Genomic DNA, 22,820 nt, shown 5'->3' with positions numbered 1-22,820 from the left:
CCGTGCCCACCGCTGAGTACCGTAAGGCCCGTGCCGAAGCGTAAGAACACGTTCTCGTCCTGGAGACGGGGCCTCGCCCAGCGTGCCGTCCACAAGGCCTGGGCCTGGGTCCAGCGCACGGGCTCCGTCACGGCCGAGCACCCAGCCGGCCTGCGCTTCGGAGCGATGGGAACAGGTACCAGGCTGGCCTTCCCGCTCGGCACGGTGTTCGGCGAACCCTGGATCCGCCTCGGCTCCCACTGCATCGTCGGTGAGCAGGTCACCCTCACCGCCGGTCTGATGCCGGACCTGGATCTCGGGCCGGACCCGATCCTGCGCATCGGTGACGGTGTGGTCCTCGGTCGGGGTAGCCACGTGATCGCGGACACCACGGTGACCATCGGCCATGACTGCTACTTCGGTCCGTACGTCTACGTCACCTCCACCAACCACTCCTATGACGATCCGCACCAGCCCATCGGCAGGCAGTGGCCGCGGATGGAGCCGGTCGAGATCGGTCCTGGCTGCTGGATCGGCACCGGCGCGGTGATCCTGCCGGGCGCGCGGATCGGCCGGAACGTCGTCGTGGCGGCCGGAGCGGTGGTACGCGGCGTGGTGCCCGACCACGTCGTGGTGGCCGGCGCACCGGCTCGGGTGGTGCGGCGCTGGACTGCCGATGAAGGCTGGCAGCCGCCGCTGCGGACGCCGGCCCCGGTACCGATCCCGGACGGGACGACCCCGGAGCAGTTGAGGGCGCTGGCGGCCCTGGGCGAGGACGGGGTCGCCCGGCTCGCCGAAGTGGAGCCCGGCAACTGAGACCGCTGGTCCGGGGCCCGGGCGCTGACTCGGCCGGCCCGGGGCCGGGCAGCCCGCTCGGTGGAACCGGCGACGGCCGTATGCACCGGGGACCGGGGGCGTGCTGCCATCGCAACCGACCGGGACGGCGAGCGTGACCCTGCCACTACGACGTCGGAGCTCCGCGGGCCATGTGCGGGGCGGACCAGTGACACTCGGTGAGGCTGTCCCGATCACGGCGAAGGCCCCTGGTCGGTGCGGACGCCGTCGCCGGCCCCTCGCCGAAGCCGATCGGCCCCATATATTGGACGTCCCGAACCTGCAAATTGAACGCCCGGAACCCTGGGCTGTCTCCTCGATGGGCGTGATGTGTCGGACCTCGATCTGCTCACCCGGACTCTGGCGCGCAACGTCAAGCGCTGGCGCACCGAGCGCGGCTTCACCCTGGACGTGCTGGCCGCCCGCGCGGGAGTCAGCCGCGGCATGCTCATCCAGATCGAGCAGTCCCGGACGAACCCCAGCCTCGGCACGGTCGTCAAGATCGGTGACGCCCTCGGCATCAGCGTCACCACGCTGCTCGACTACGAGCAGAGCCCCGTGGTCCGTGTCGTCCCCGCCGAACAGGCCGTACGGCTGTGGCACACCGAGGCCGGGAGCTACAACCGGCTCCTGGCGGGCACGGAGGCCCCCGGCCCGCTGGAGATGTGGGACTGGCGGCTGATGCCGGGCGAGCACAGCCCCTCCGACCCGCATCCGGCGGGCACGGTGGAACTCCTCCATGTCACGGCCGGGGAGCTGACCCTCACGGTGAACGGCGTACGGCACATCGTCCCGACGGGGGCAAGCGCCACGTTCGAGGCCGGTACTTCGCATGTGTACGGCAACGACGGTGAGGTTCCGCTGGAGATGGTGATGGCCATCTCGGTGCCGCCGGCACGCTGAGCCTCGCCGCCCCGGGCGGATCGCCGCTGTTGGCCCTGCGCCCCCGGTGTTGTGGCGGTGTCCCCCGGTGTTGGCGTCGGGGACGTCAGGCCGTCAGGTGGTGTGCCAGCGTCACATGTGGGTCGGTCTCGCCCGGAACCGGTGCCGGATCGGCGTGCACCAGGGCGGCCGTCAGTCTCGGTACGGCGTGCAGCAGTGCGTGCTCGGCCTCGACGGCGATCGCATGCGCCTGCCGCAGTGTTGCCTCGCCGTCCACCACCACCGTGAGCTCGGCCCGCAGCCGGTGCCCGATCCAGCGCAGGCGCAGTTCGCCCACCCCGCCCACGCCGGGTACCTGCCGCACCGCCCGCTCGGCCCGGTCCACCAGCGCCGGGTCGACGGCGTCGAGCACCCGCCGGAACACCTCGCGGGCCGCGTCGCGCAGCACCAGGATGATCGCGGCCGTGATCGCCAGCCCGACCAGCGGATCGGCCCACTGCCAGCCCAGGGCCGCGCCCGCAGCGCCCAACAGCACGGCCAGCGAGGCGAATCCATCGGTACGGGCGTGCAATCCGTCGGCGACGAGGGCGGCCGAGCCGATCTCCCGTCCCACCCGGATCCGGTACCGAGCCACCCACTCGTTGCCCGCGAAGCCGACCAGAGCAGCCGCCGCCACCACCGACAGATGCGCGACTGGGCGTGGGTCGACCAGCCGACCGATGGCCGTCCAGGAGGTGAAGACGGCCGACGCGGCGATGGTCAGCACGATCACGAGCCCCGCGAGATCCTCGGCACGGCCGTAGCCGTAGGTGAAACGGCGGTTCGCAGCACGTCGGCCCAGTACGAACGCGATGCCCAGGGGTACGGCGGTCAGCGCGTCGGCCGCGTTGTGCACCGTGTCCCCGAGCAGCGCCACCGACCCGGACACGGCGACCACGCCCGCCTGCGCCAGCGCGGTCATCCCGAGCACCCCGAGCGACACCCACAGTGCGCGCATCCCGCGCGCCGATGCTTCCAGCGCCGGGTCGAGTGTGTCGGCGGTCTCGTGGGAGTGCGGTGTAAGGAGGTGGAGAAGCCGGTGGACCGGGCGTCGGGCGGGACGGCGGGTGGGTTGGTGGCGCAGGTCAGGGGAGGAGGGCGTGTGTTCGTGGTGCCGGTGCCCGCGGCGTCCGTGGGCGTGTGGGAGCCCGTCTTCGCCCAGCGGATGCTCGTGTGTTCCGTGTCGGTGCCGGTCGCTCACGTCGATCCCCTTCCGGGTCGATCCCCATCCGGTGTGCGGGAGTGGACGCGTAGCGCCCGTGCAGTCCATTATGTGCGTATGAGCGCACGCATGCACCTATCATCTGCGCATCATGCGCACCCGCGCAGTCCGGGCGAGGAACAGTTGGTGCTCGCCGCCGAACTCCTCGCCCTGCTCGGCGACGGCACCCGTCTCGCCCTGCTGCATGCCCTGACCGAGGGGGAGGCAGATGTGACCACGTTGACCGCGGTCTGCGGCGCCGCCCGTCCGGCCGTCAGCCAGCACCTGGCCAGGTTGCGGCTCGCGGGTCTGGTGAAGACCCGGAAGGAGGGCCGCCGGGTGATCTACTCACTGGCCGACGGGCACCTGCTCCGTTTGGTGGACGAGGCGTTCAAGGTCGCCGACCACCGGATCGCCGAGCGCCGCGGCGCGGCCGGGGCGGGGAGTTGAGCCTCGCCGGCCCCTCGTGCCCTGGAACACCTCGTATGACGGCGGTGTCCCGCCGGCCGTTGCCCGGCCGGCGGGACACCGTGGAGAGGGGAGTCAGTGCGCCGGAGCGTCGCTGACCACGACCTCCTCGATGCTGCGCTCGATCGCCTCCGCCTTCGAGGCGGTGGCACGGGCCCAGTAGTAGACGGCGAGCGAGAAGGCCCCCACCACCAGCATGTCCCACCACAGCGGGATGCGGCCCTGGCCGCCGAAGCTGCCCTGCCAGGAGAGCAGACCCATACCCACCAGGTAACCAGGCAGCCACTGCGCGGCCTTGAAGTCCAGCCGGGGCGCGTCGGGGAGGTTCTTGCGGATCGCGTACCAGGCGTAGGAGCCCAGGAGCACATAGCCGAGCAGGATGGCGAAGCCCAGTCGCCACAGGGTGTCCCAGCCGGACCAGTAGATGATGAGGTTGGCGACCACGAACGACAGCGGGGAGACGAGCTTGCCGCCCGGCAGCCGGTACGGACGCTCGTGGCGCGGCAGACGATCGGCGAACACGCCGTACGCCAGCGGCGCTCCCGCGTACATCAGCACGCTCGCCGAGGTGATGAACCCGACCAGCTCCTGCCAACTCGGAAACGGCAGGAAGCAGATGACACCGGTGACGAAGGAGAGGATGAGGCCGAACCACGGCACACCGCGCGAGTCCGTCTTGGCGAAGACCTTCGGCGCGTAGCCGTTCTTCGCCAGGCCGTAGGAGACGCGTGAGGTGGCGGTGGTGTAGATCAGACCGGTGCCCCCGGGCGAGATGATCGCGTCGAGGTACAGCACGAAGCCCAACCAACCCAGCCCGACGACCGTGGCGAGGCCGGCCCAGGGGCCGCTGATGCCGGGGAAGTTCAGCTTGGCCCAGCCCTGCGCGAACGAGGCGTGCGGCAGCGCGACGATGAACACGACTTGCAGCAGGATGTAGATCACGGCGCCGATCGCGACCGAGCCGAGCGTGGCGCGGGGCAGGTCCCGCTTCGGGTCACGGCTCTCGCCCGCCAACTGGATGGCCTGCTCGAAGCCGAGCAGCGCGAAGATGATGCCGCTGGAGCTGATTGCGGCGAGCACACCCTTGGCGCCGAACGGAGCGAAGCCCTCGGAGGTGAAGTTTGCGGGGTGGAAGTTGCCTATGGCGATGATGAAGATCGCTGCGAGCGGGACGGCGATCTTCCACCACGTGGCGGCGCTGTTGGTGTGCGCCAGGGCGCGGACGCCGAAGAAGTTGACACCGACGAAGACCGCCATCAGAACGACCGCGATGGTAAAACCGCTGGTCGAAAGCGTACCGTCGGCGTGCTGGAGGCCGTCGGCCCACTTCCAGTGTTTGGCGTAGCCGATCATGGCCTCGACCTCGATCGGCGCCACCGTCGCCGCCTGGAGCCAGGAGAACCAGCCGAACGACATTCCGGCCAGACCGCCGAACGCGTAGTGCGGGTAGCGTGCGGTGCCGCCCGCCACCGGGAACATGCCGCCGAGTTCGGCGTGCACCAGTGCCAGCAGCACGATGGCCACCGCGCCGATCACCCACGAGATGATCGCCGCGGGTCCGGCCACGACTACGGCCTTCTCGGCGCCGAAGAGCCATCCGGAGCCGATGATGGAGCCCACGGAGGCCCACATCAGACCGATCAACCCGACGTCCCGGCGTAGACCGCCGGTATCCGTCGCGGCTCGTGGCACGGCATGGTCGACTTTCACCATGTCAAGTGGCCTCTCAGATCGTAAACACAGAATTAACGAGCAAGGAGGCCACAGGCTAGGAACGCTTTCCGAGCCAGCAAAAGACAGTTTCCGAAAACTTGACTCAAGATCATGCGTGTCTTGGGTGTCGTCTTCGCGCAGGTCAGACCCTAGATGAGAATGTCAATATTCAGCTGTGAATTGTGAGAAGAAAGTGAGACAGGCTAGTCGAGGAGGGGAATTTCAATCGCCGGGCACCGATCCATGACCATCGCCAGACCCGCGGCCCGGGTCCGTTCGTAGGCGGCCTCGTCGACGACACCGAGCTGGAACCACACCGCCTGGGCGCCCTTCGCCACGGCCTCGTCGGCGACCGCACCGGCCAGCCTGCTGTTGACGAAGACGTCGACGACGTCCACCCCGAAGGGGATCTCTGCGAGGGACGGGTAACCGCGTTCGCCGTGCACGGTCTCCGCCTTCGGGTGCACCGGCACGATCCGCTTGCCGAACCGCTGGAGCACACGTGCCACCCCGTAGGCGGCCCGGCCGGTGTTCGAGGACAGGCCGACCACGGCCCAGGTGTCACCCATGTGGGTCAGAATCCTGCGGATCGTCGCTTCGTCGCCGTACACGGCCGCCTCCTTAGGCTGTAGGGGGTCCTCGTCCGGCAACGGAGGCCCTGGGACGTTGATTCCCGCTCCCGTACCCCGCCACGGGCTCCGGAATCGGGGCAAGGTGCCTGCGTACGGTCCTCCGCCCGCCTACGCTCACCCCGTGCTGCGCATCCACGACGCCCGAACCGGTGAGTCCGCCGCCGCCGCGCCCGCGCGCCGCGGCCTGACCCGTATCGGGGCCCATGCCTCCGGCCTCGATCCGACGGCCCTGCGCGTGCTGCTCACGGCCGACCTGCTGGCCCGTGCCCTGGAACTGGGCGGTACCCCGGTCTGGACGATCCTCTCCGCCCCCAACCGGCAGGCCGAACTCCGTACGGCGGCCACCACCCTGTCGATCCGCCCCTTCGAGGACGGTCGCGACGTCGCGTCCGGGCTGGGAGAAGCCCAGGCGATCCACGTGGTGGCGCAGCCCGGTGCGTACCCGCCCGGAGCGGGGCCGGTGGTGGCGGTAGCGCCGGTGGAATGGCAGCAGCCCGAGCAGCCGGACTCCGAGGTCGGTCGGGGCACCGGTGCCGGTGCCGGGCCGGGCAGCGGGGACGCCACCCGGCCCCCATGGCCCGGTCCGACCGGGCCTTCCTCGGGTCCTCACTCCCATCGCCCCCATCGCCCCCATCGCCCCCATCACCCTCCTCTCCCACTGGCCGACCTGCTCACCGACCCTGCCGCCCTGCGCCTGGCGCTCCTCCGCGTTCCGCGCAGTGAACCCGTGCGGCTGGACGGCGCCGTACTGGCCGACGCGGCAGGGCGTCTGGCCCACTGGCGGCGGGCCGTGGCCGGATGGGCGCGGCGGCCCTCGCGCCCGGTGCCTGACGCGGTGCGGACCCGGCTGCGAGCCGCGTGGGAGGACGACCTTGACCTCCCCGCCGTGCTGGACGTGCTCCGGGACGTCGAGAACGCGCCGGACCTGCCCGACGGCGCCCGCTTCGAGACGTACGCCTACGCCGACCGGCTGCTCGCCCTCGACCTGGCCCGTGACCTTGGGACCCTCGCATGATCGAGCGGGCGGGCGCCGGCCCGCTGCGCCGCCTGATCGTGCTGCGGCACGCCAAATCCGCCTGGCCCGAGGGCGTCGGGGACCAGCGCAGGCCACTCGGACGGCGCGGCCTCAGGGACGCCCCCGCCGCCGGACGCGCTCTCGCGGAGGCCGACTGCCTGCCCGACCTAGCCCTGTGCTCCCCGGCAGTACGCGCCCGCCGCACCTGGGAACTGGCCTCCGCCCAGTGGGGTACGCCGCCCCCGGTGCGCTATGACCGCCGGCTGTACGCGGCCGGCGTACCGGCCCTGTTCGAGGTGGTGCGCGAGGTTCCGCGCGAGGTCGAGACACTGCTGCTGATCGGGCACAATCCCGGGCTGGAGGAATTGGTCCTGTCACTGGCCGGGGACGGCCTGGACGACACGCTGGAGCGGGTGCGTGCCAAGTTCCCGACGTCCGCCATCGCCGTACTCGCCTGGCGCGGCACCGGCTGGTCGGCCCTGGCCCCGGGCGCTGCTCTGCTGACCTCATTCATCGTCCCGCGCGGGAGCAAGCCGCAGCGCTGACCGGGACGAGAGCGGTAGGTGCCCGGCCCGGCCCGGCCGGGCACCGCGATCAAGGCCGGTCCGGCGCTCGCATAGGCTGGCGGAATGCAGGACGAGTACCACACAGTCGCCCGCACGGGCGTGCACGAGACCGAGGTCAACCGCTCCCGCTTCCTGTGCGCCCTCGCCCCGGCGGCCACCGAGCAGGAGGCGCAGGACTTCATCGCCGCCGTCCGCAAGGAGCACGCGGACGCCACACACAACTGCTGGGCCTATGTCATCGGTGCCGACGCCTCCGTCCAGAAGGCCAATGACGACGGCGAACCGGGCGGCACCGCCGGCGTCCCCATGCTCCAGATGCTGCTGCGCCGCGACATGCGTTACGTCGTCGCCGTCGTCACCCGCTACTACGGCGGAGTCAAGCTGGGCGCCGGTGGGCTGATCCGCGCCTACGGCGGTGCCGTGGGTGAGGCGATGGACGTGCTCGGCACGATCACCCGGCGCCGCTTCCGGCTGGCCACGGTGACCGTTGACCATCAGCGTGCCGGCAAGGTCCAGAACGACCTGCGAGCCACCGGGCGCGAGGTGCGGGACGTCCGCTACGGCGAGGCCGTCACCATCGAGATCGGTTTGCCCGACGCCGACGTGGACGCCTTCCGCGGATGGCTCGCCGATGTGACGGCGGGCACAGCGGGGTTCGAACTGGGTGGGGAAGCCTACGGCGACGCGTGACCTTCGTCTCTGACGGGTCATGTCGGGGTGTGGCAGGGCATGACGGGATATGGCGGGGCATGACGCGCGGACGTCGGACGGGGGACGGGCGGGCCATGGTGAGTCGGCGCCCGCTCCTGGCGGGCCAATACGGTCGTAACCCCCTGTGATGTCCGACCCGGCCGTTAGTCTCGGGGATCATGAGACTCCTGCACACGTCCGACTGGCACCTCGGCCGGGCCTTCCACCGGGTGAACATGCTCGGGGCCCAGACCGAGTTCATCGGTCACCTCATCACCACCGCGCGCGAGCGCGAGGTGGACGCGGTGGTCGTGTCGGGCGACGTGTACGACCGTGCGATCCCTCCGCTCGGTGCGGTCGAACTGTTCGACGACGCCCTGCACCGTCTCGCGGACCTCGGCGTGCCCACGGTGATGATCTCGGGTAACCACGATTCGGCCCGCCGCCTCGGCGTCGGCGCCAGGCTCATCGACCGCGCGGGCATCCACCTGCGCACCGAACCATCCGCCGCCGGTACTCCGGTGATCCTGTCGGATGCCCATGGTGACGTGGCTTTCTACGGGCTGCCGTATCTCGAACCCGCTCTGGTGAAAGACGAGTTCGCGGTCGAGGAAGCAGGACACGAGACGGTGCTCCGCGCCGCCATGGACCGCGTCCGCGCCGACCTGGCCACGCGTGCGCCGGGTACGCGTTCCGTGGTCCTCGCTCACGCCTTCGTCACCGGCGGTCAGAGCACCGACAGCGAGCGGGACATCACCGTCGGCGGAGTGGCTGCCGTACCGGCCGGCGTCTTCGACGGCGTCGACTACGTGGCCCTGGGGCATCTGCACGGCTGCCAGACCATCACCGAGCGCGTGCGGTACTCCGGCTCCCCCCTGGCCTACTCCTTTTCCGAGGCCGAGCACCGCAAGAGCACGTGGCTGATCGACCTCGACGCTGACGGTCTGGCCGGCGCCGAACGCGTCGACTGTCCGGTACCCCGCCCGCTGGCCCGTCTTCGCGGCACCCTGGACGGCCTCCTCGCCGACCCGGGTCTGGCTCGGCACGAGGATGCCTGGGTCGAGGCCACCCTCACCGATCCGGTCCGCCCGGCCGACCCCATGGCCCGGCTCTCCGCACGCTTCCCCCACACCCTCAGCCTGGCCTTCGCGCCCGAGCAGGCCCCGGACGACTCCCGGCTGTCGTACGCCCACCGCCTCGCGGGCCGCAGCGACCAGCAGGTCGCCCGGGACTTCGTGGCGCATGTGCGTGGCGCCGGACCAGACGAGCAGGAGGCGGCCGTGCTGCGTGAGGTGTTCGACGCCGTGCGCGCCGACAACGCCGTACGGGAGGCCGCGCGGTGAGACTGCACCGGCTCGACATCACCGCCTTCGGTCCCTTCGGCCACTCACAGAGCGTCGACTTCGACGTGCTGTCCGCCGCGGGGATCTTCCTGCTGCACGGTCCCACCGGCGCGGGCAAGACGTCCGTCCTGGACGCCGTCTGCTACGCCTTGTACGGCTCCGTGCCAGGCGCCCGGCAGAGCAGTCAAGGCATGAACCTGCGCAGCGACCACGCCGAGACCCGCACCCGTACCGAGGTCCGCCTCGAACTCACCGTTGCTGGCCGCCGGTTGGAGATCACCCGGCAGCCACCATGGGAGCGGCCCAAACTGCGTGGCAAGGGCACCACCATCGACAAGTCACAGACCTGGCTGCGAGAGTACGACGGCATCGCTGGCCGCTGGCGGGACCGCAGCCGCTCCCATCAGGAGATCGGCGAGGAGATCACCCAGCTACTGGGCATGAGCCGCGAGCAGTTCTGCCAGGTCGTCCTGCTGCCTCAGGGCGACTTCGCGCGCTTCCTGCGCGCCGACGCCGAGGCCCGCGGCCGGCTGCTCGGCCGCCTCTTCGACACCCAGCGGTTCGCCGACGTCGAGAAGCGGCTCGCCGAAAACCGACGCGCCACCGAGGCCCGCGTGCGTGAAGGAGACGCGGCGCTGCTCGCCGACGCCCACCGCATGCAGCAGGAGGCCGGCGCCGCGATGGAGCTGCCCGACCTGACCCCCGGCGATCCGGGCCTGCCCGAGACGGTCCTCGGTGCCGCAGCCGTCGCCCGCAGCACCGCCCGTGAGTACCTCACCGCCGCCCACTGCCGCCTCGCCGCCGCCGAGGCCTCCCATGCCGATGCCCGGCGCACCCTTGATGACGTACGCGAACTCGCCCGTCTGCAGAGCCGGTTCGCCGAGGCGCAACAGCGCGCTGCGCTCCTCCGAGAGCGGGAAGGCGTTCACCGCGAGGCGCAGGAACGCATGGAGCGCGCCCGGAAGGCCGAGGCCGTCGCACCCGCGCTGGAACTGCGCGAGGCCGCCGAGAAGGAACACCGCCGGGCCGCTGACACCGAGGCGCGTGCCCGAGGTCTGCTCGATGGGGCCCAGGCCGACGCCGACGCGGACAGCCTTGCCACCGCCGCCCGCCGGGCCGCCGGGGAACTGGGCGCACTGGAGTCGGCCCGCCGCGCCGAGCAGCGCCTCGCCGACCTCGCGGAAGAGCGGTCCGGGCTCGACCGGCAGGAACGCGCCGACGAGGATGTCCTGCGTGAGGCCGATACCTGGCTCAGCGGCTGGGACGTCCTGCGCGCGGCGCTGCAGTCCCGCATGGACACCGCCCAGGAGGCCGCCACCCGTGCCGAACAACTCGCCGTCCAGCGCGAGCCGGCCCGCAAGCGCCTCACCGCGGCACGCACCCGGGACGAGCTGGCCGCGGACCTGACGCAGGCACAGGAGCGGGCGCGCGCCGCGCGGCAGTGCGCCCTCGACGCCCGCGCCGAGTGGTTGGAACTCAAGGAACAGCGGCTGAACGGCATCGCCGCCGAGTTGGCCGCCCACCTCGCCGACGGCGAGCCCTGCGCGGTCTGCGGAGCCACCGAACACCCCGCACCGGCCCGCAAGGCCTCCGGACACGTGGACCGCGAGCGGGAGGACCGCGCCCTGGCCACCTGCCGGAGGGCCGAGGAACAGCGCGCCGAGGCCGAGCAGCGCCTCGGCGCCGTCCGCGAGTCCCTGGCCGCCGCCACCGCAGAGGCCGGCGACATGCCCACCGCCCGGCTCGCTGCGGAGGCCCAGGAGCTGGAACAGGAGTACGCCGGTGCCCGCCGCCGGGCATCCGCCCTGCACGCAGCCCACGAGGAGCTGCGGCGGATCGAACGCGAGCGCGAACAGCGGCTCGCCGATCGCCAGCAGGCCGCCGTAAGAGCCGCCTCCCGACTCACCCGGCGTGAGGACCTGGGGCGCGAACAGGGCTTGCTGGAAAGGGAGTTGCTCCAAGCGCGTGGTACCGCCGGCAGCGTGGCCGAGCGGGCCGCACAGCTGGAGCGACAGGCGGTGCTGCTCACCGACGCCGCCGACGCCGCGCGCGCCGCCGAGGATGCCGCTCAGCGTCTGAAGGACGCCGACGCCCGGCTCGCCGATGCCGCCTACCGGGCCGGCTTCGACACCCCGCGCGCTGCTGCCGCTGCCCTCCTCCACGACGCTGCCCACCGCGATCTGCAGCACCGCCTGGACGCTTGGCAGACCGAGGACGCCGCCGTGCGTTCCCTCCTGGCCGAGGCTGACACCGCGACGGCCGCCCAGCAGCCGCCCGCCGACACCGCAGCCGCGGAACACGCCGCCGCCGAGGCGGAACGGCGACTGCGCGAGGCAGCCTCCGCGCGCGACGCGGCCGCTCACCGCCGCACCGAGCTGGATCGTCTCTCCCGCCGGGCCACGGAGGCGGTCCGCCGCCTCGCACCGCTTCGCGACGCGTACGACCGGGTCGCCCGGCTCGCCGCTCTCACCGCGGGCACCTCCGCCGACAACGAGCGCAAGATGCGCTTGGAGTCGTACGTGCTGGCGGCTCGGTTGGAGCAGGTGGCCGCCGCCGCGTCCCTGCGCCTGCAGCGCATGTCCTCCGGCCGCTACACCCTCGTCCACTCCGACGACCGCACCGGACGAGGTCGCAGCGGGCTCGGGCTGCACGTAGTCGACGCCTGGACCGGTCGGGAGCGGGACACCGCCACCCTGTCCGGCGGCGAGACCTTCTTCGCCTCCCTCGCGCTCGCCCTCGGCCTTGCCGACGTCGTCACCGACGAGGCGGGAGGCGTACGTCTGGACACCCTCTTCATCGACGAGGGCTTCGGCAGCCTCGACGACCAGACCCTCGACGAGGTGCTCGACGTCCTGGACTCGCTGCGGGAGCGGGACCGCGCCGTCGGCATCGTCAGCCACGTCGCTGACCTGCGGCGCCGCATCCCCGCCCAACTGGAGGTTCGCAAGGGCCGAGCGGGCTCCTCGGTGCGGCTGCGCACCGGGGCGGACGCATGGGGCGGCTGATCAGGCGGCTGTTCCCGAGGCCGCCGGCACGGCGTTTGCGCTCCGCGGCCTGCCACGGGCTGGTGGTCGTGGATGAGGCCCAGTGCGTGGTCCTGTCGGTACCGCGTTCGCGGTGTGTCAAGGACGCCTATCCGGGCGTGATCGTGTCCGGTTCCAGCGGCTGTGGGGCGCTCGGCCCGGTCAGGTGATCATCTGGGGTCCTCACCGTGCGGTGGGCCGGGGGCCTCGGGGCCCGGTGGTGCGGAAGGGAAGGGCGGACGATGGCGGACACGGCATCGGTCGAGGAGCAGGTCGAGCGGCTCAAGGCGCTGTTGACGGGGCAGAGTTCGCGTGCGCGCACGAATCGGGCGCTGGCCGGGGGCGGGATGGGGAACCTGCTGCTGGGGGTGGCCCTGCACGGTGCGGACCGGGTGCGGGAGGGGCAGACCCCGACGGATCTGGAGCGGCTCCTGGTGGACGCGATGGGCACGGTCCTGGAGCAGGCGGATGTGAAGGAGTGGGGCAGGGCGTATCGCGAGACGGTGCGGGACGCGGCACCGGGCTCGCTGATCGTGCCGCAGGTGATCGCCGAGCGGCCCGTCACCTCCGGCTTCGCCCTGACCGATCTCCCGCAGGTGGTGCCGGAGCTGACGCGTGCGGCGCAGGCGGCGCCGAACGTGTCGCTGCTGACCCTGGAGGATCTGGCGGCGGGCCGGGCCGAGGAGGACCCGGCGTTCGTCGCGGCGATGCGCGAGGAAGGGTTCGCTGTCACCGGCGTCGCCCGGTACACCGCTCCCGGCACTGCCACTGTCGCTGCGGCGGCGGACACCGCGGCCGACGGTGCTTCCGCCGCCGAGACCGCGGGCAGCTCAGCGGACACGGCCCCAACCCCGGTCCCGGCCGCGGAGGAGGTGGCGCAGGCGACGTGGCGGGCGCGGCTGGAGATGAGGGAGTTCTACGTCGAGCGGGCCGTCGGTGACCAGGGGGGCGGCCGTGACGAGATCTACTTCACCGCCGCCACCAGTACCGGTGAGGGCGGACAGACATTCATCTCGCAGGAGTTCGGTGCCGTCGAGGAGGGCGACCGACGGACCTTCTCCGTGGGCCGCCGCGAGTTCCTCGACGCGGACACCTCCATCGGCCTGGTCACCAGCATCAGCGTCTGGGAGGCCGACCAGTCCAACGCTGCGTGGTACGACCAGCTCCAGCTGGCCCTGCAGCACGCCGTGCACGTCATGAACACCGCGATGGACTCGCGCAACCCGATGAACGCGATCATTCCCATGCCCGACTCCGTCGCGTTCGCCTGGGAGATCGCGAAGGTCTTCATCGCCTTCATGGACTCGCTGCGCAACCACGACGACCTCTCGTGCAATCGCACCATCGTGCTCGACCGCGACCAGCTCGCCCTGGCCTACTACCGGCCGACGATGGAGTGGAACTTCAACGGCGACGGCCACCACAAGTTGAAGGTCGTCTACACCGGCGAGCGCCCCGTCTACCCCGCGGGCAGCGTCCAGATGATCAGCCGCGACCGCGGCACAGGCCCCGGGGGACCCGGCTCGTGGGGGGCGCCGGTCCCGCTGGGCTGGCAGTCCATCACCGCCCCGGCCATCGCCGTCTACCACGGCAAGCCGCACGCCGTCTTCTCCCGGCCGGGTGACAAGGCAGTGATGTGGAGCCGCTACGAAGGCGGCGCCTGGACCGTACCGCGGCGCATCAACGGCGATCACAGTGAACTGCCCGTGGCCCTGGCCGTCCACGACGACAAGCTGTACTACATGGTCACCGGCCTGAACAGGAGTGTCTATCACTGCCGCCTGGAGGGTGAGAGGTGGACCCCGACCCAGAAGATCCCCGACTGGGTCTCGGGCTACGGACCGGCCATGACCGTCCACGACGGCCACCTGTACTCCGCGCACACGGGCGGTGATTACCGTGTCTACCTCTCCAAGCACGAAGGCAACGGCTGGGGCATGGCGGATTTCCTCTCGTGCATTGAGCTCCCCAATGCACGCTTCGTCATGGGACAGTGCGCACCCGCGCTGGCCTCCGCTTCCGAACGCCTGTGGATCGCGACCCGCAGAAGCGACGACAGCATCTGGGTCTTCGGTAGCCCCCCTCCAGGCTTGCCCTTCTCGTTGTGGATCGCCTACGGAGCCCCGTACTGGCGCTCCAAGCAGGGATCCGCCCTGTACTTCGACGGTGACATGTGGCTGGCCCATACCGGCACCGAAGGACACCCGTACACAGCCCCGCTGCGCATTCCCCCCTCGGACGACTGGTACCCGGCCGAACGCATGGCCTTCGACGGCACACCCGACACCGTCCTCGGCCCTCCCTCCCTCGTCACCGTCGACAATCACGTGCACGCCCTCTACTACACCTGACCGTACGCACCGGGCACGGCATCACCCAGAGGCCCAATTTGCTCGGTGCCGCCTGAAGAGTGAAAGAGCACGCCCTGCTTCTGGCTGTCGGCAACACGTGCCGTGCTGCCGACAGCCACCACGCCCTGCCACAGCCCGACGCTGAGAGGCCCGAGGCGCGGACAGGCATTGTGACAAGTGCCGCTGGCTGAGCAGCAACGCTCGATGTCTTCCCAAACCTCAGCCTTGTTACTGAGCGGTCAAACGGGCGGGTGGCCATCTACGTCCGCTCAGGCGTGCGTCCTGGGAGTCGGTCGACACGGCCCCGCTGTGTTGCGGGTTCGCCAGCCCTGTCAGCGCATGTATCGCGGCGCCCATGCGGTCCAGCGAATTCATACCGGCGACCCAAGTGACCACCTTCTGCTCCAGGAGCGGCCACTCTCCGACGTGGTGGGTGCGTCCCCGCTCGCAGAGCTGCGCGATCGGCTCGGCACGCAGCCCCTTGCGTGCTTGGCGGTCACCGGCAGGACTGCGGGTATCAGCATGTTCTCGGCGCGCTGCTCGTGCTGGAGTTCCTGCCATGCCTGGTGGATGACCTGGCGGGTCATGTCGCCGCCGTAGTTGGACTCGATCGCGATCGCGTCGGCGCGCAGCTCGATCGCCAGGGGACAGGTCTCGCGGTCCGTCCACGTCGAGCCAGGTGATGGCGATCTTGTCCCAGCCGAGCTTCTTCGCGGCCTTCAGGGCGTGATTGCCGGCGAGGGCTTCGTTCGGGCGCCCGGTGAGACTGCTCCGGTTGATGACGATCGCACGGTACTGGCCGTTGGGGGACCGTGCGATCGCCTCCAGGCCACCGGTTCGCGGGGTGCGGTGATACGGCGTCCTTCAGGGGAAGACGTCACGGACCCTCCCAGAGGCAGCCAAGCCGGCGAGGCCCGAGATCAGTTCCGCTGCAACAGCACGAACCCGTTCTTGTTGGCGACTTCGGTGTACCCGTTGGCAAGTGCCGTGTGGAGGGCGGCTTGTTCCGCTGTGTGGGAAAGTGGCCATCGCCGCTCGTCGGGAACCTGCGTGTCCACCATGATCCACCCCGGATTCGGGCGACTCCCGGCCCAGCCGAAAAGGCTCACGCTGGTCCGGTTGGTGAGCTGAGGAACCAGATTCGTGGACGCCTGTACGGTGGCACCATCGGGGATGAGGCGCATCACGTCGCGCGCGGCACCCAGTCGGGGGGTGGCGCGCCAGGTGGCCGGCTGGACGAGCTGCCAGAGGGGGAACTGTGGGAGCAACAGCAGTGTCACAGCAAGCGAGCCCGCCAGGTACCTTCGCAGGCTCGCCACCTGCCCACGCCGGACGAGTGCGTCGACGAAGGCGGCGAAGACGATGGTCATCAGCACCAGTGAATAGTGAAAGCCGGTGCCCCAGTTGAAGCTGTTGTTGGAGGCGAAGCGCCATACGAGCGTCGGCACCGCGACCCACACCAGCGGCGATCGAAGAGCCAGGAACAGCGTCGGTGCCAGCACGAACAGCAGGGTCGACACCTTTGTCACGGGGGTGATGAGGCCAATCGTGTAGTGGTACAGCGTCCCGGCCAGGCCCTGTTCCGCACCGGCGGGATCCCCCAGCCGATCCCAGTAGCCGAAAGAACCTGTCGGACTGAATGCAGGCAGGATGAGGAACAGGGTCAGCAAGGTCCCCGCCAGTCCGATCCCCGCCGTTGCGAGGCCGATCCGTCGGTTCCCGCGCCAGGCAATGACCAGGCCGATCGCGATGACTGTCAGACCAAGATCCTCCTTGACCAACAGCAGCGGCAGCGCCCAGGCTGCCGCCGCACGCAGCCGCCCCTGGCCCAGAGCGCACAGCGAACAGGCCAGCAGCGGGGCTGCGAAGGCGACCTCGTGGAAGTCGAAGCCGACGGCACTCGCCACTCCCCAGGACAGCCCGTAGCTTGAGCCGATGATCAGGCCCGCCAGCCGCCCCAGTGACCGGCGGGCCCAGAGGGCCAGCGGGATGGCGCTCGCGGCCACGAGCGCGGCCTGGGCGACTAGGAGCGTCTTGGGTGACGGCCACACCCAGTAGAACGGGGCCAACAGCGCAAGGATGGGGTGGAAGTGATCCCCGAGCAGCGGGAAGTCCGGTCCTTTCAGTTCGGACACAGGCAACTCACCATGTGCGTAAGAGCGAATCGCCTGCTCAAAGATTCCCAAGTCGTAGCTGTTGGACAGCAAACGCTCATGGGTACGCAGGGACACCAGCGCATAGAGGAAGAACAGCACGCCGGACAGCGCCCAGATCCGCCACCCGATGCCTTGTTCTCCCTCGGGTGTTGTCTCCGCATCCGTGCTCCGCTGCACAGCTGCTTCTCGCGTGGAAAGCTGAACGGGAAGTGCTGTCACGGCTGGCACCTTTCCGAGGCTGGATCATGGATCAGGTTTTTCACATGGTGATTTCTGAGTGAGGAGGATCAGGGAATTCCCGGGCGTCCGAGCCCAACCGCCTCGGTGGCACCGATCAGCACCGGGGGATCAGGCCAGGAGTGTCGACCGACGGTGGGTGTGGCATCGGGTCAGCTGGCCGTCGGAGACGGGTCTCTCCTCCCGCCCGTCGGCACAGCGGGGACGTGGTGGGCAACAGCGGTGGAGTTTGCTCGTCGAGCGGTGAGGACCTCTTCACTGAAGCGCCGGTTCTTCACCGTCTGTTCGCGGATCTCTTCGGGGAGGTCGGGCATCTGCAGCAGACCATCGCACGCGTTGATGGCCCCAGCATGGTCACCCACCCAGTAGGAGGTGATCGAGAACTCGAAGAGCAGTCCCCAACGGTAGACCCACGGCTGCGTAAACAGCAGGTCCTCGGCAGGCAGGGCGCCACCCACCACACTGCTCACCACTGCGTGCGCGCTGCGGTACCGCCTCATTCCGCGCAGTCGCGTGACCATCTCGTAGCAGGCTTCCAGGCGCTGTGGACGGCTCTCCCATGCCTGAGCGAAAGCTTCCATGGCGTGTGGCCAGTCCCCGACGGAGGACTTGAGAACTCCGATTTGAAGGAGGGACCAATACACCTCCTCGACCCATCCGCCAAGCTCGACACGTCGCTGGTACAGCCGGACGGCCTCGGCGGTGCGCCCCAAGTCCTTCATGGTCTGGGCGAGATAGAAGACGGTTCTGGGATCATTAGGGTTCCGCTGCAACTCGCCCGTGAGGAGACGGGCATCACGCTCGAACTTGTCGTGCTTGCTTCCACCGTCGCCGTGGTCAACGATGACGAGCGCGTCCAGGTTCTCCTGACGGACGTCTTGATCACACGTCAGGTATTCGTGGGTCACACCTTCGTAGCGCCAGGGCAGGTCTCCGCGAACCAACCGGCGGATCCGGTAGGACGTGTCACAGGCATGGCGCAGCATGTATGCGTCCGCGGACAACGGAGGCAGAGGCCCTTCCCGGCGGACTTCCAGATCGGCGTCCACGAGGAGGAGGTAGTCGGCTTTGCCGCGAGCGTGCTGGAGGTTCAGGCTGCGGTTGTGACCGAAGTCCACCCAACGTTCCTCGTGCAAAACACCAGGAATATCCGCGAGAGTTCGGCGAATGCAGTCCTGTGTCCCATCGGTCGACCCGGTGTCAGAGATGACCCAGGTGTCAATGAGCCCCTTCACCGAGGCCAGACAACGCTCGATGACCTTCGACTCGTTCTTGACAATCATGCACAGGCAGATGGACGGCCGCACGGAGATCTCCTTAGCGAGGACGACATGAGTGGGAGAGGTGTTCCCTGATTCGAGAAGACATGTCTCGCGAGGGAAGAATCGCAGCGATGCCGCTCCGCCGCGCCGTGATCAGGTGAGGTCATCCGTGGGCTCCGACTCCGGTGCCGCCGTTGCCGGCTGGACCGTCACGGACTCGATGATCACCGGAGTTCTGGGCCTGCCGTCGGTCGAGTGGTCCTGCGTCCCGTTAGCGCCGATCTCCTTCACCACGTCCAGGCCGTCCACCACTCGACCGAAGGGCGTCCACTGTGGTGGCATCTTGACCGAGGGGTCGGCGTAGCTGATGAAGAACTGGCTGCCGTTGCGGCCGGGCACCACTTTGGAGACGCCAACGGTTCCCGCCGGGTATGACGCGCCCCTCAGGTTCTCCTCCTTGAAGTAATAACCGGGGTCGGCCGTTCCCTTGCCGGAGGGGTCCCCGCATTCCAGGACGAAGATGGACCGCGTTGTCACACGGTGGCAGGTGCTCTGGTCGTAGTACCCCTTGCCGGCCAGGTAGGCGAAGGAGTTGGTGGCGCAGGGCGCGCGGGTGGTCAGCGCCTCGAATGTGATGGCGCCCCTGTTGGTGACCAATCGGACGCTGTACGGACGTGCGGCCTTCGTGGCGTCATAGGGCGGCACGGTGACGGCCTTCCCTGCCTGGCTGGGCATGTACACGCACGTAGATGTGGCCCCCGCCACGGGGCGCGCTGGCACCGTTTCCCTGGTGAGTGCCAGGGCGGCCCACGCGGCCCCTGCGCCGACTACGCCGACGGAGAGAGCGGTCACCACCAGGCGGGACTTCCGACGTGCGCTCCGCCCCGGCCTGCGCTCTTCGCCTTCCTCGGCTGGACCCGTGCGCCACAGTCCGGGGTTGCGGGCCTTCGGCCCTTGGCTGATGCCAGACATGTACACCTCGGTGCATGGGGTGGTGGGCGCCCGGTGGGTGTCACCGGGTGTTCCGGTCCCCACACCGTTCCCATGCGTGGGACGCGTGTATGCGGATAAGGGCGGAATAGGCCCCGTTCAGATGGCAGGCCCTGAGGCGCCTGCGTGACCCGTCAGCCGTGGGCGTGGGCCGGGGTATTCACTCAGTCAGCAGTCGCCAGATCAGGGATCGTCTTCCCACCGGCGAGTAGCCGCAGGTGAGGCGTCCGCCCACACATCAGGGAGAGAAGGTTCCTCCCCCGGGTCGCGGCATGTGGGGCTCTCGAACAAGCGGAGCCGGCCAGGTTCCGACACGGCGAGGACGCCTCGGACGCCCGGACTGGGTGGAGTGCGTGGGGGTATCACGGGGCGGCCCCGTAGGCGTGGGAGTGCCAGCCCGCCACGCCACCCGGCGTCACATCCACTGGTGATTCCCCTGCATGCACAGAGGGTCATTGAATGTGATGATCTGATTACTGACTGCTATCTGCGGTGAGCGTGGCCAACCTCGAAAGGGTAAGAGAATGAGCGTTCGATCGAGACGTGCCCGGGTAAGGGGACTCCGTCGCCGGCGCCTGTGGGGGCTGGTAGGGGTCACTGCAACGGTTTTCTCAGTCAGCACGGTTGGCGCAGCCGCAAGTGTGCCCCTGGAGTCGACCCGTTTGGCGGGGCAAGCCCTACGGGCCCCGCAAGACCCCTGTTCAAGGGACTGTCACGCGGGCGACCAGCACGGTAAGGGCGACCACGACCAGGGTGACAAGGGAGACCACGGCAAGGCCGGCCCGACTGGTCCGACTGGTCCGACGGGTCCGACGGGTCCCACGGGTCCGACGGGTCCCACGGGGCCTACAGGTCCGACGGGTCCCACGGGTCCGACGGGTCCGACGGGTCCCACGGGTCCGACGGGTCCGACGGGTCCGACGGGGCCTACAGGTCCGACGGGTCCGACGGGTCCGACGGGTCCGACGGGTCCCACGGGTCCGACGGGTCCCACTGGCCCCACCGGCTCCACGGGTCCTCAAGGCCCCACCGGCCCGTCAGGCTTTGCCACCACGTCGGAAGTACTGGGTACTACCTTGACCTTGGCTCCGACCGAAATCGGCACGGTGACGGCGACCTGCCCAACGAGCGCCGTGCTCACCGGCGGCGGCTACACGAGTGATGGCAGCCTGACCGTGCGGGAGTCCCGCCGGAGCAATGAGCCCGGGACGTGGACCGTGACCGCCGTCAACGACTCCGGATTCAACGTCAGCTTCGTCGCGTTCGCCGAATGCACGGAGTGATCTGACGTCGCAGATCCCCGGAATCGTGCATTGCCGCCGGTGCGGCACAGCCGCACCGGCCCCGGCACCACTCACCCCACCGTCCAAGGACCCAAGTCAAGGAAGCCACGACCGATCCCTGCCGGTGGGGTGGCCGGAAAACTGACGTTCCACGAAGAACAGGACACTGCATGAACCTCCAACGTTCGACTCGCGCCGCAACCGTGGGCGCGGCTCTGGCCGCAATCTCCCTCTTCACAGCGCCGACGCCGGCCCACGCCGCCACCATCGCCGCCGCCTGCAACGCGAACCCCATCACCGCTGGTACCAATCTGAAGAACGCCATCGCCAGCGCCGCGACCGGAGACACCGTCACCCTCGTTGACTACTGCATCTACGCGTTCAACGACTCCAACGTTCCGGCGGCCGACGAAAGCGCCCTCACCATCGACAAGACCCTCACCATCGACACGGTCAGCGGCGCCAACACGGCGACGATCCGCCGAATCACCACAGCGCACGACTTCCGGATCATCAACATCACCACAGGTGAGGGCGGACCCGGCAATCTCACCCTGAACCACACCACCGTCCAGTTCGGATCCACTCTTGCCGGAGGAGAAGGAGGTGGCATCAGACTCGAAACCACCGGCACCATGCTCCGGACGAACAACGCCACCGTCGAGGGCAACAAGGCGAGCAGACGTGGCGGCGGCATTTTCGCCGTACTCAACTCCGGCAGTGTCGAACTCAACAACACCCTCGTGAGGGACAACGCGACCGACACGAACGATGGCGGTGGCATGTACACCAACGCCGCCACAACCGACGTGAACGGCAGCACCTTCAGCGAGAACCGGGCCCGGACCGGGGGCGGAGGAATCTATGTGGCCAACGCCGCCACCATGCTGATGGTGCACAACAGCACCTTCAAGAACAACACGTCCGAGGACGGCGGAGGTCTCTTGGTGAACGGGGGTGCCATGAACATGGACCACACCGTCATCACCAACAACCTCGCCTCGCGACCTGGAGTAGGAGGCGCAGGCGGCGGGCTGATGATCGGGCTCGGCTTCCCAGCCAACATCACGGACAGCCAGATCACGGGGAACAAAGCGACGGGCAACGGTGCGAATGGAGGTGGCCTCAACGTCACGACAGCGGGCGCGTCGAATGAGTCACTGAGGGTTGAGAACACCGACATCAGTGGCAACGAGACCATCGGCGCCGGTGGCCGTGGGGGTGGTGTCATGATCTTCGGGGTCTCCGCCAGCAGGATGCTGGACTTCGAGAATTCCACCATCAGCGGAAACCGCGCCGCAGGTGACAACTCTTCCGGAGCAGGCCTGTATCGAAACGACGCGGGTACAACGACTCTGGGCAATGTCTCGATCACGGACAACACTGCCAGCGGCACCGGCTCCCAAGTCGGTGGTCTCTACAACGTCGGTTTTGGGGGCAACTCGGTCCTGGCCTTCACCGGCGTGTCCATCACCGACAACACTGCACCCGCCGCTCCCGCTCCCGGTGGTCTGTACACCGACACCGCGGTGACTGACAACGGCGGCAACTCGGTCACCGGCAACAGCCCCACCAACTGCACCTACAGCCCTGTGGTGCCAGGCTTCTGCACCAACCTGCCCTAGACGAGTCACTCCGAATGCTGACGGAGCGTTCGGGAACGCAGACAGGGCGTCCAAGACCAATCTGTGACGAATGACATGGACGCCCTGCTCACCGCGCTGTACGTGAAGATCGACGATGAGATCGGAGATACCCGATGGCTGGGCCGCCCGTCCCGGTCGACGGATTCCGAGCTCGTCTGCCTCGCCATGGCCCAGGCGATACCGGGCTTCACCTCGGAGCGCAGGTGGTTGCGGCTCTTTCGCTGCCGCCTGCGCTCGATGTTCCCGTACGTGCCGAAGCAAGCGGGCTGGGACGGGAGGCTGCGGGCTGTGTCGCCGCGGGTCCGCGCCCCGACTGGGCTCGGGTTGGTCGCGTACGGGGTGGTTCCACCCGGGACCTTGCCTGCGTACGGAGCCTGCTCACCGCCGGCGACGGCACGGCTCCGGTCTTCGGGGACGAACCGGCCTCGGCCTTCCACCTGCCCGAACAGGCACGTTCCTGCGTTGGTCCGCCGGGCGCACCCGTGAGGTGGCCCAGGCGGTCCGGTTCGT

Annotated in this window: 17 protein-coding genes and 1 pseudogene; 12 read left to right on the top strand and 6 right to left on the bottom strand. The window is 69.4% G+C overall.

All coding sequences use genetic code 11. The annotated features are described in order from the left end of the window. Positions 1-30 precede the first annotated feature (30 nt). Complete coding sequence (locus tag LK06_RS03005) at positions 31-795, top strand: acyltransferase (RefSeq protein WP_039654108.1); 765 nt, start codon at positions 31-33, stop codon at positions 793-795. Between the two features lie 348 nt (positions 796-1,143). Beyond that, positions 1,144-1,716 carry a helix-turn-helix domain-containing protein gene (locus LK06_RS03000; protein WP_039654106.1) on the top strand — a complete coding sequence of 191 codons (573 nt, stop codon included), beginning with the start codon at positions 1,144-1,146 and terminating at the stop codon, positions 1,714-1,716. A gap of 85 nt (positions 1,717-1,801) precedes the next feature. Here the strand turns inward: LK06_RS03000 and LK06_RS02995 are convergent, their stop codons facing one another. Further along, positions 1,802-2,935, bottom strand: a complete 1,134-nt coding sequence (locus tag LK06_RS02995; RefSeq protein ID WP_043434552.1) for a cation diffusion facilitator family transporter — start codon at positions 2,933-2,935, stop codon at positions 1,802-1,804. A gap of 78 nt (positions 2,936-3,013) precedes the next feature. Between LK06_RS02995 and LK06_RS02990 the strand changes: the two genes are divergently transcribed. Further along, positions 3,014-3,385, top strand: a complete 372-nt coding sequence (locus LK06_RS02990) for an ArsR/SmtB family transcription factor (RefSeq protein ID WP_039654104.1) — start codon at positions 3,014-3,016, stop codon at positions 3,383-3,385. A gap of 93 nt (positions 3,386-3,478) precedes the next feature. Here LK06_RS02990 and LK06_RS02985 read toward each other — a convergent pair whose 3' ends face one another. Next, complete coding sequence (locus LK06_RS02985) at positions 3,479-5,116, bottom strand: APC family permease (protein WP_043407635.1); 1,638 nt, start codon at positions 5,114-5,116, stop codon at positions 3,479-3,481. Between the two features lie 203 nt (positions 5,117-5,319). After that, on the bottom strand, positions 5,320-5,727 hold the full coding sequence (locus LK06_RS02980) for a CoA-binding protein (protein ID WP_039654101.1): 408 nt from the start codon (positions 5,725-5,727) through the stop codon (positions 5,320-5,322). A gap of 142 nt (positions 5,728-5,869) precedes the next feature. Here LK06_RS02980 and LK06_RS02975 point away from each other — a divergent pair, with 142 nt between their 5' ends. The 6 genes from LK06_RS02975 (at position 5,870) to LK06_RS02945 (ending at position 14,736) form a co-directional block, all read left to right on the top strand. Beyond that, positions 5,870-6,763, top strand: coding sequence for a cysteinyl-tRNA synthetase (locus LK06_RS02975; protein WP_043407661.1), 894 nt, complete (start codon positions 5,870-5,872; stop codon positions 6,761-6,763). Continuing rightward, entirely contained in the window at positions 6,760-7,308 is a 549-nt protein-coding gene (locus tag LK06_RS02970; protein WP_039654100.1) for a SixA phosphatase family protein, read from the top strand. Before LK06_RS02975 ends, LK06_RS02970 begins: the two co-directional genes overlap by 4 nt. Before the next feature lie 84 nt (positions 7,309-7,392). Continuing rightward, positions 7,393-8,019, top strand: a complete 627-nt coding sequence (locus LK06_RS02965; RefSeq protein ID WP_039654099.1) for a YigZ family protein — start codon at positions 7,393-7,395, stop codon at positions 8,017-8,019. Between the two features lie 179 nt (positions 8,020-8,198). Further along, a complete protein-coding gene (locus LK06_RS02960) occupies positions 8,199-9,362 on the top strand; it encodes an exonuclease SbcCD subunit D (protein ID WP_039654097.1) in 1,164 nt (387 codons plus the stop codon). After that, positions 9,359-12,367, top strand: a complete 3,009-nt coding sequence (locus LK06_RS02955; protein ID WP_043434555.1) for an AAA family ATPase — start codon at positions 9,359-9,361, stop codon at positions 12,365-12,367. Before LK06_RS02960 ends, LK06_RS02955 begins: the two co-directional genes overlap by 4 nt. A gap of 260 nt (positions 12,368-12,627) precedes the next feature. Next, the gene (locus LK06_RS02945; protein WP_039654093.1) at positions 12,628-14,736 is read left to right on the top strand and encodes a hypothetical protein; all 2,109 of its coding nucleotides are present in this window, start codon (positions 12,628-12,630) and stop codon (positions 14,734-14,736) included. Between the two features lie 920 nt (positions 14,737-15,656). Here LK06_RS02945 and LK06_RS02935 read toward each other — a convergent pair. The 3 genes from LK06_RS02935 to LK06_RS02925 form a co-directional block, all read right to left on the bottom strand. Continuing rightward, a complete protein-coding gene (locus tag LK06_RS02935; protein ID WP_234367345.1) occupies positions 15,657-17,111 on the bottom strand; it encodes a DUF2079 domain-containing protein in 1,455 nt (484 codons plus the stop codon). 170 nt (positions 17,112-17,281) lie between these two features. After that, positions 17,282-18,436 (bottom strand): glycosyltransferase, encoded by a 1,155-nt coding sequence (locus LK06_RS02930; RefSeq protein WP_234367344.1) that lies wholly within the window; start codon positions 18,434-18,436, stop codon positions 17,282-17,284. A gap of 108 nt (positions 18,437-18,544) precedes the next feature. After that, on the bottom strand, positions 18,545-19,126 hold the full coding sequence (locus tag LK06_RS02925; RefSeq protein ID WP_159025155.1) for a peptidylprolyl isomerase: 582 nt from the start codon (positions 19,124-19,126) through the stop codon (positions 18,545-18,547). 1,337 nt (positions 19,127-20,463) lie between these two features. Between LK06_RS02925 and LK06_RS33620 the strand changes: the two genes are divergently transcribed. The 3 genes and pseudogenes from LK06_RS33620 to LK06_RS35175 form a co-directional block, all read left to right on the top strand. Next, positions 20,464-20,664, top strand: coding sequence for a hypothetical protein (locus tag LK06_RS33620; protein WP_167747923.1), 201 nt, complete (start codon positions 20,464-20,466; stop codon positions 20,662-20,664). 170 nt (positions 20,665-20,834) lie between these two features. After that, a complete protein-coding gene (locus LK06_RS02915; RefSeq protein ID WP_039654091.1) occupies positions 20,835-22,289 on the top strand; it encodes a hypothetical protein in 1,455 nt (484 codons plus the stop codon). A gap of 75 nt (positions 22,290-22,364) precedes the next feature. Then, positions 22,365-22,616 (top strand): annotated as a pseudogene (locus LK06_RS35175) (IS982 family transposase); the annotation flags it as partial. Positions 22,617-22,820: the final 204 nt, after the last annotated feature.

Origin of the sequence: Streptomyces pluripotens (genome assembly GCF_000802245.2) — a bacterium.
GTDB lineage: Bacteria > Actinomycetota > Actinomycetes > Streptomycetales > Streptomycetaceae > Streptomyces > Streptomyces pluripotens.
This window is presented reverse-complemented; position numbering and strand designations above follow the sequence as displayed.

Bases quoted from the DNA above. Each gene is read 5' to 3' on its own strand.
- LK06_RS02990 (WP_039654104.1), top strand. From the start codon at position 3,014: ATGAGCGCACGCATGCACCTATCATCTGCGCATCATGCGCACCCGCGC.
- LK06_RS02985 (WP_043407635.1), bottom strand. From the start codon at position 5,116: ATGGTGAAAGTCGACCATGCCGTGCCACGAGCCGCGACGGATACCGGC.
- LK06_RS02970 (WP_039654100.1), top strand. From the start codon at position 6,760: ATGATCGAGCGGGCGGGCGCCGGCCCGCTGCGCCGCCTGATCGTGCTG.
- LK06_RS02965 (WP_039654099.1), top strand. From the start codon at position 7,393: ATGCAGGACGAGTACCACACAGTCGCCCGCACGGGCGTGCACGAGACC.
- LK06_RS02960 (WP_039654097.1), top strand. From the start codon at position 8,199: ATGAGACTCCTGCACACGTCCGACTGGCACCTCGGCCGGGCCTTCCAC.
- LK06_RS02945 (WP_039654093.1), top strand. From the start codon at position 12,628: ATGGCGGACACGGCATCGGTCGAGGAGCAGGTCGAGCGGCTCAAGGCG.
- LK06_RS02925 (WP_159025155.1), bottom strand. From the start codon at position 19,126: ATGCCCAGCCAGGCAGGGAAGGCCGTCACCGTGCCGCCCTATGACGCC.
- LK06_RS02915 (WP_039654091.1), top strand. From the start codon at position 20,835: ATGAACCTCCAACGTTCGACTCGCGCCGCAACCGTGGGCGCGGCTCTG.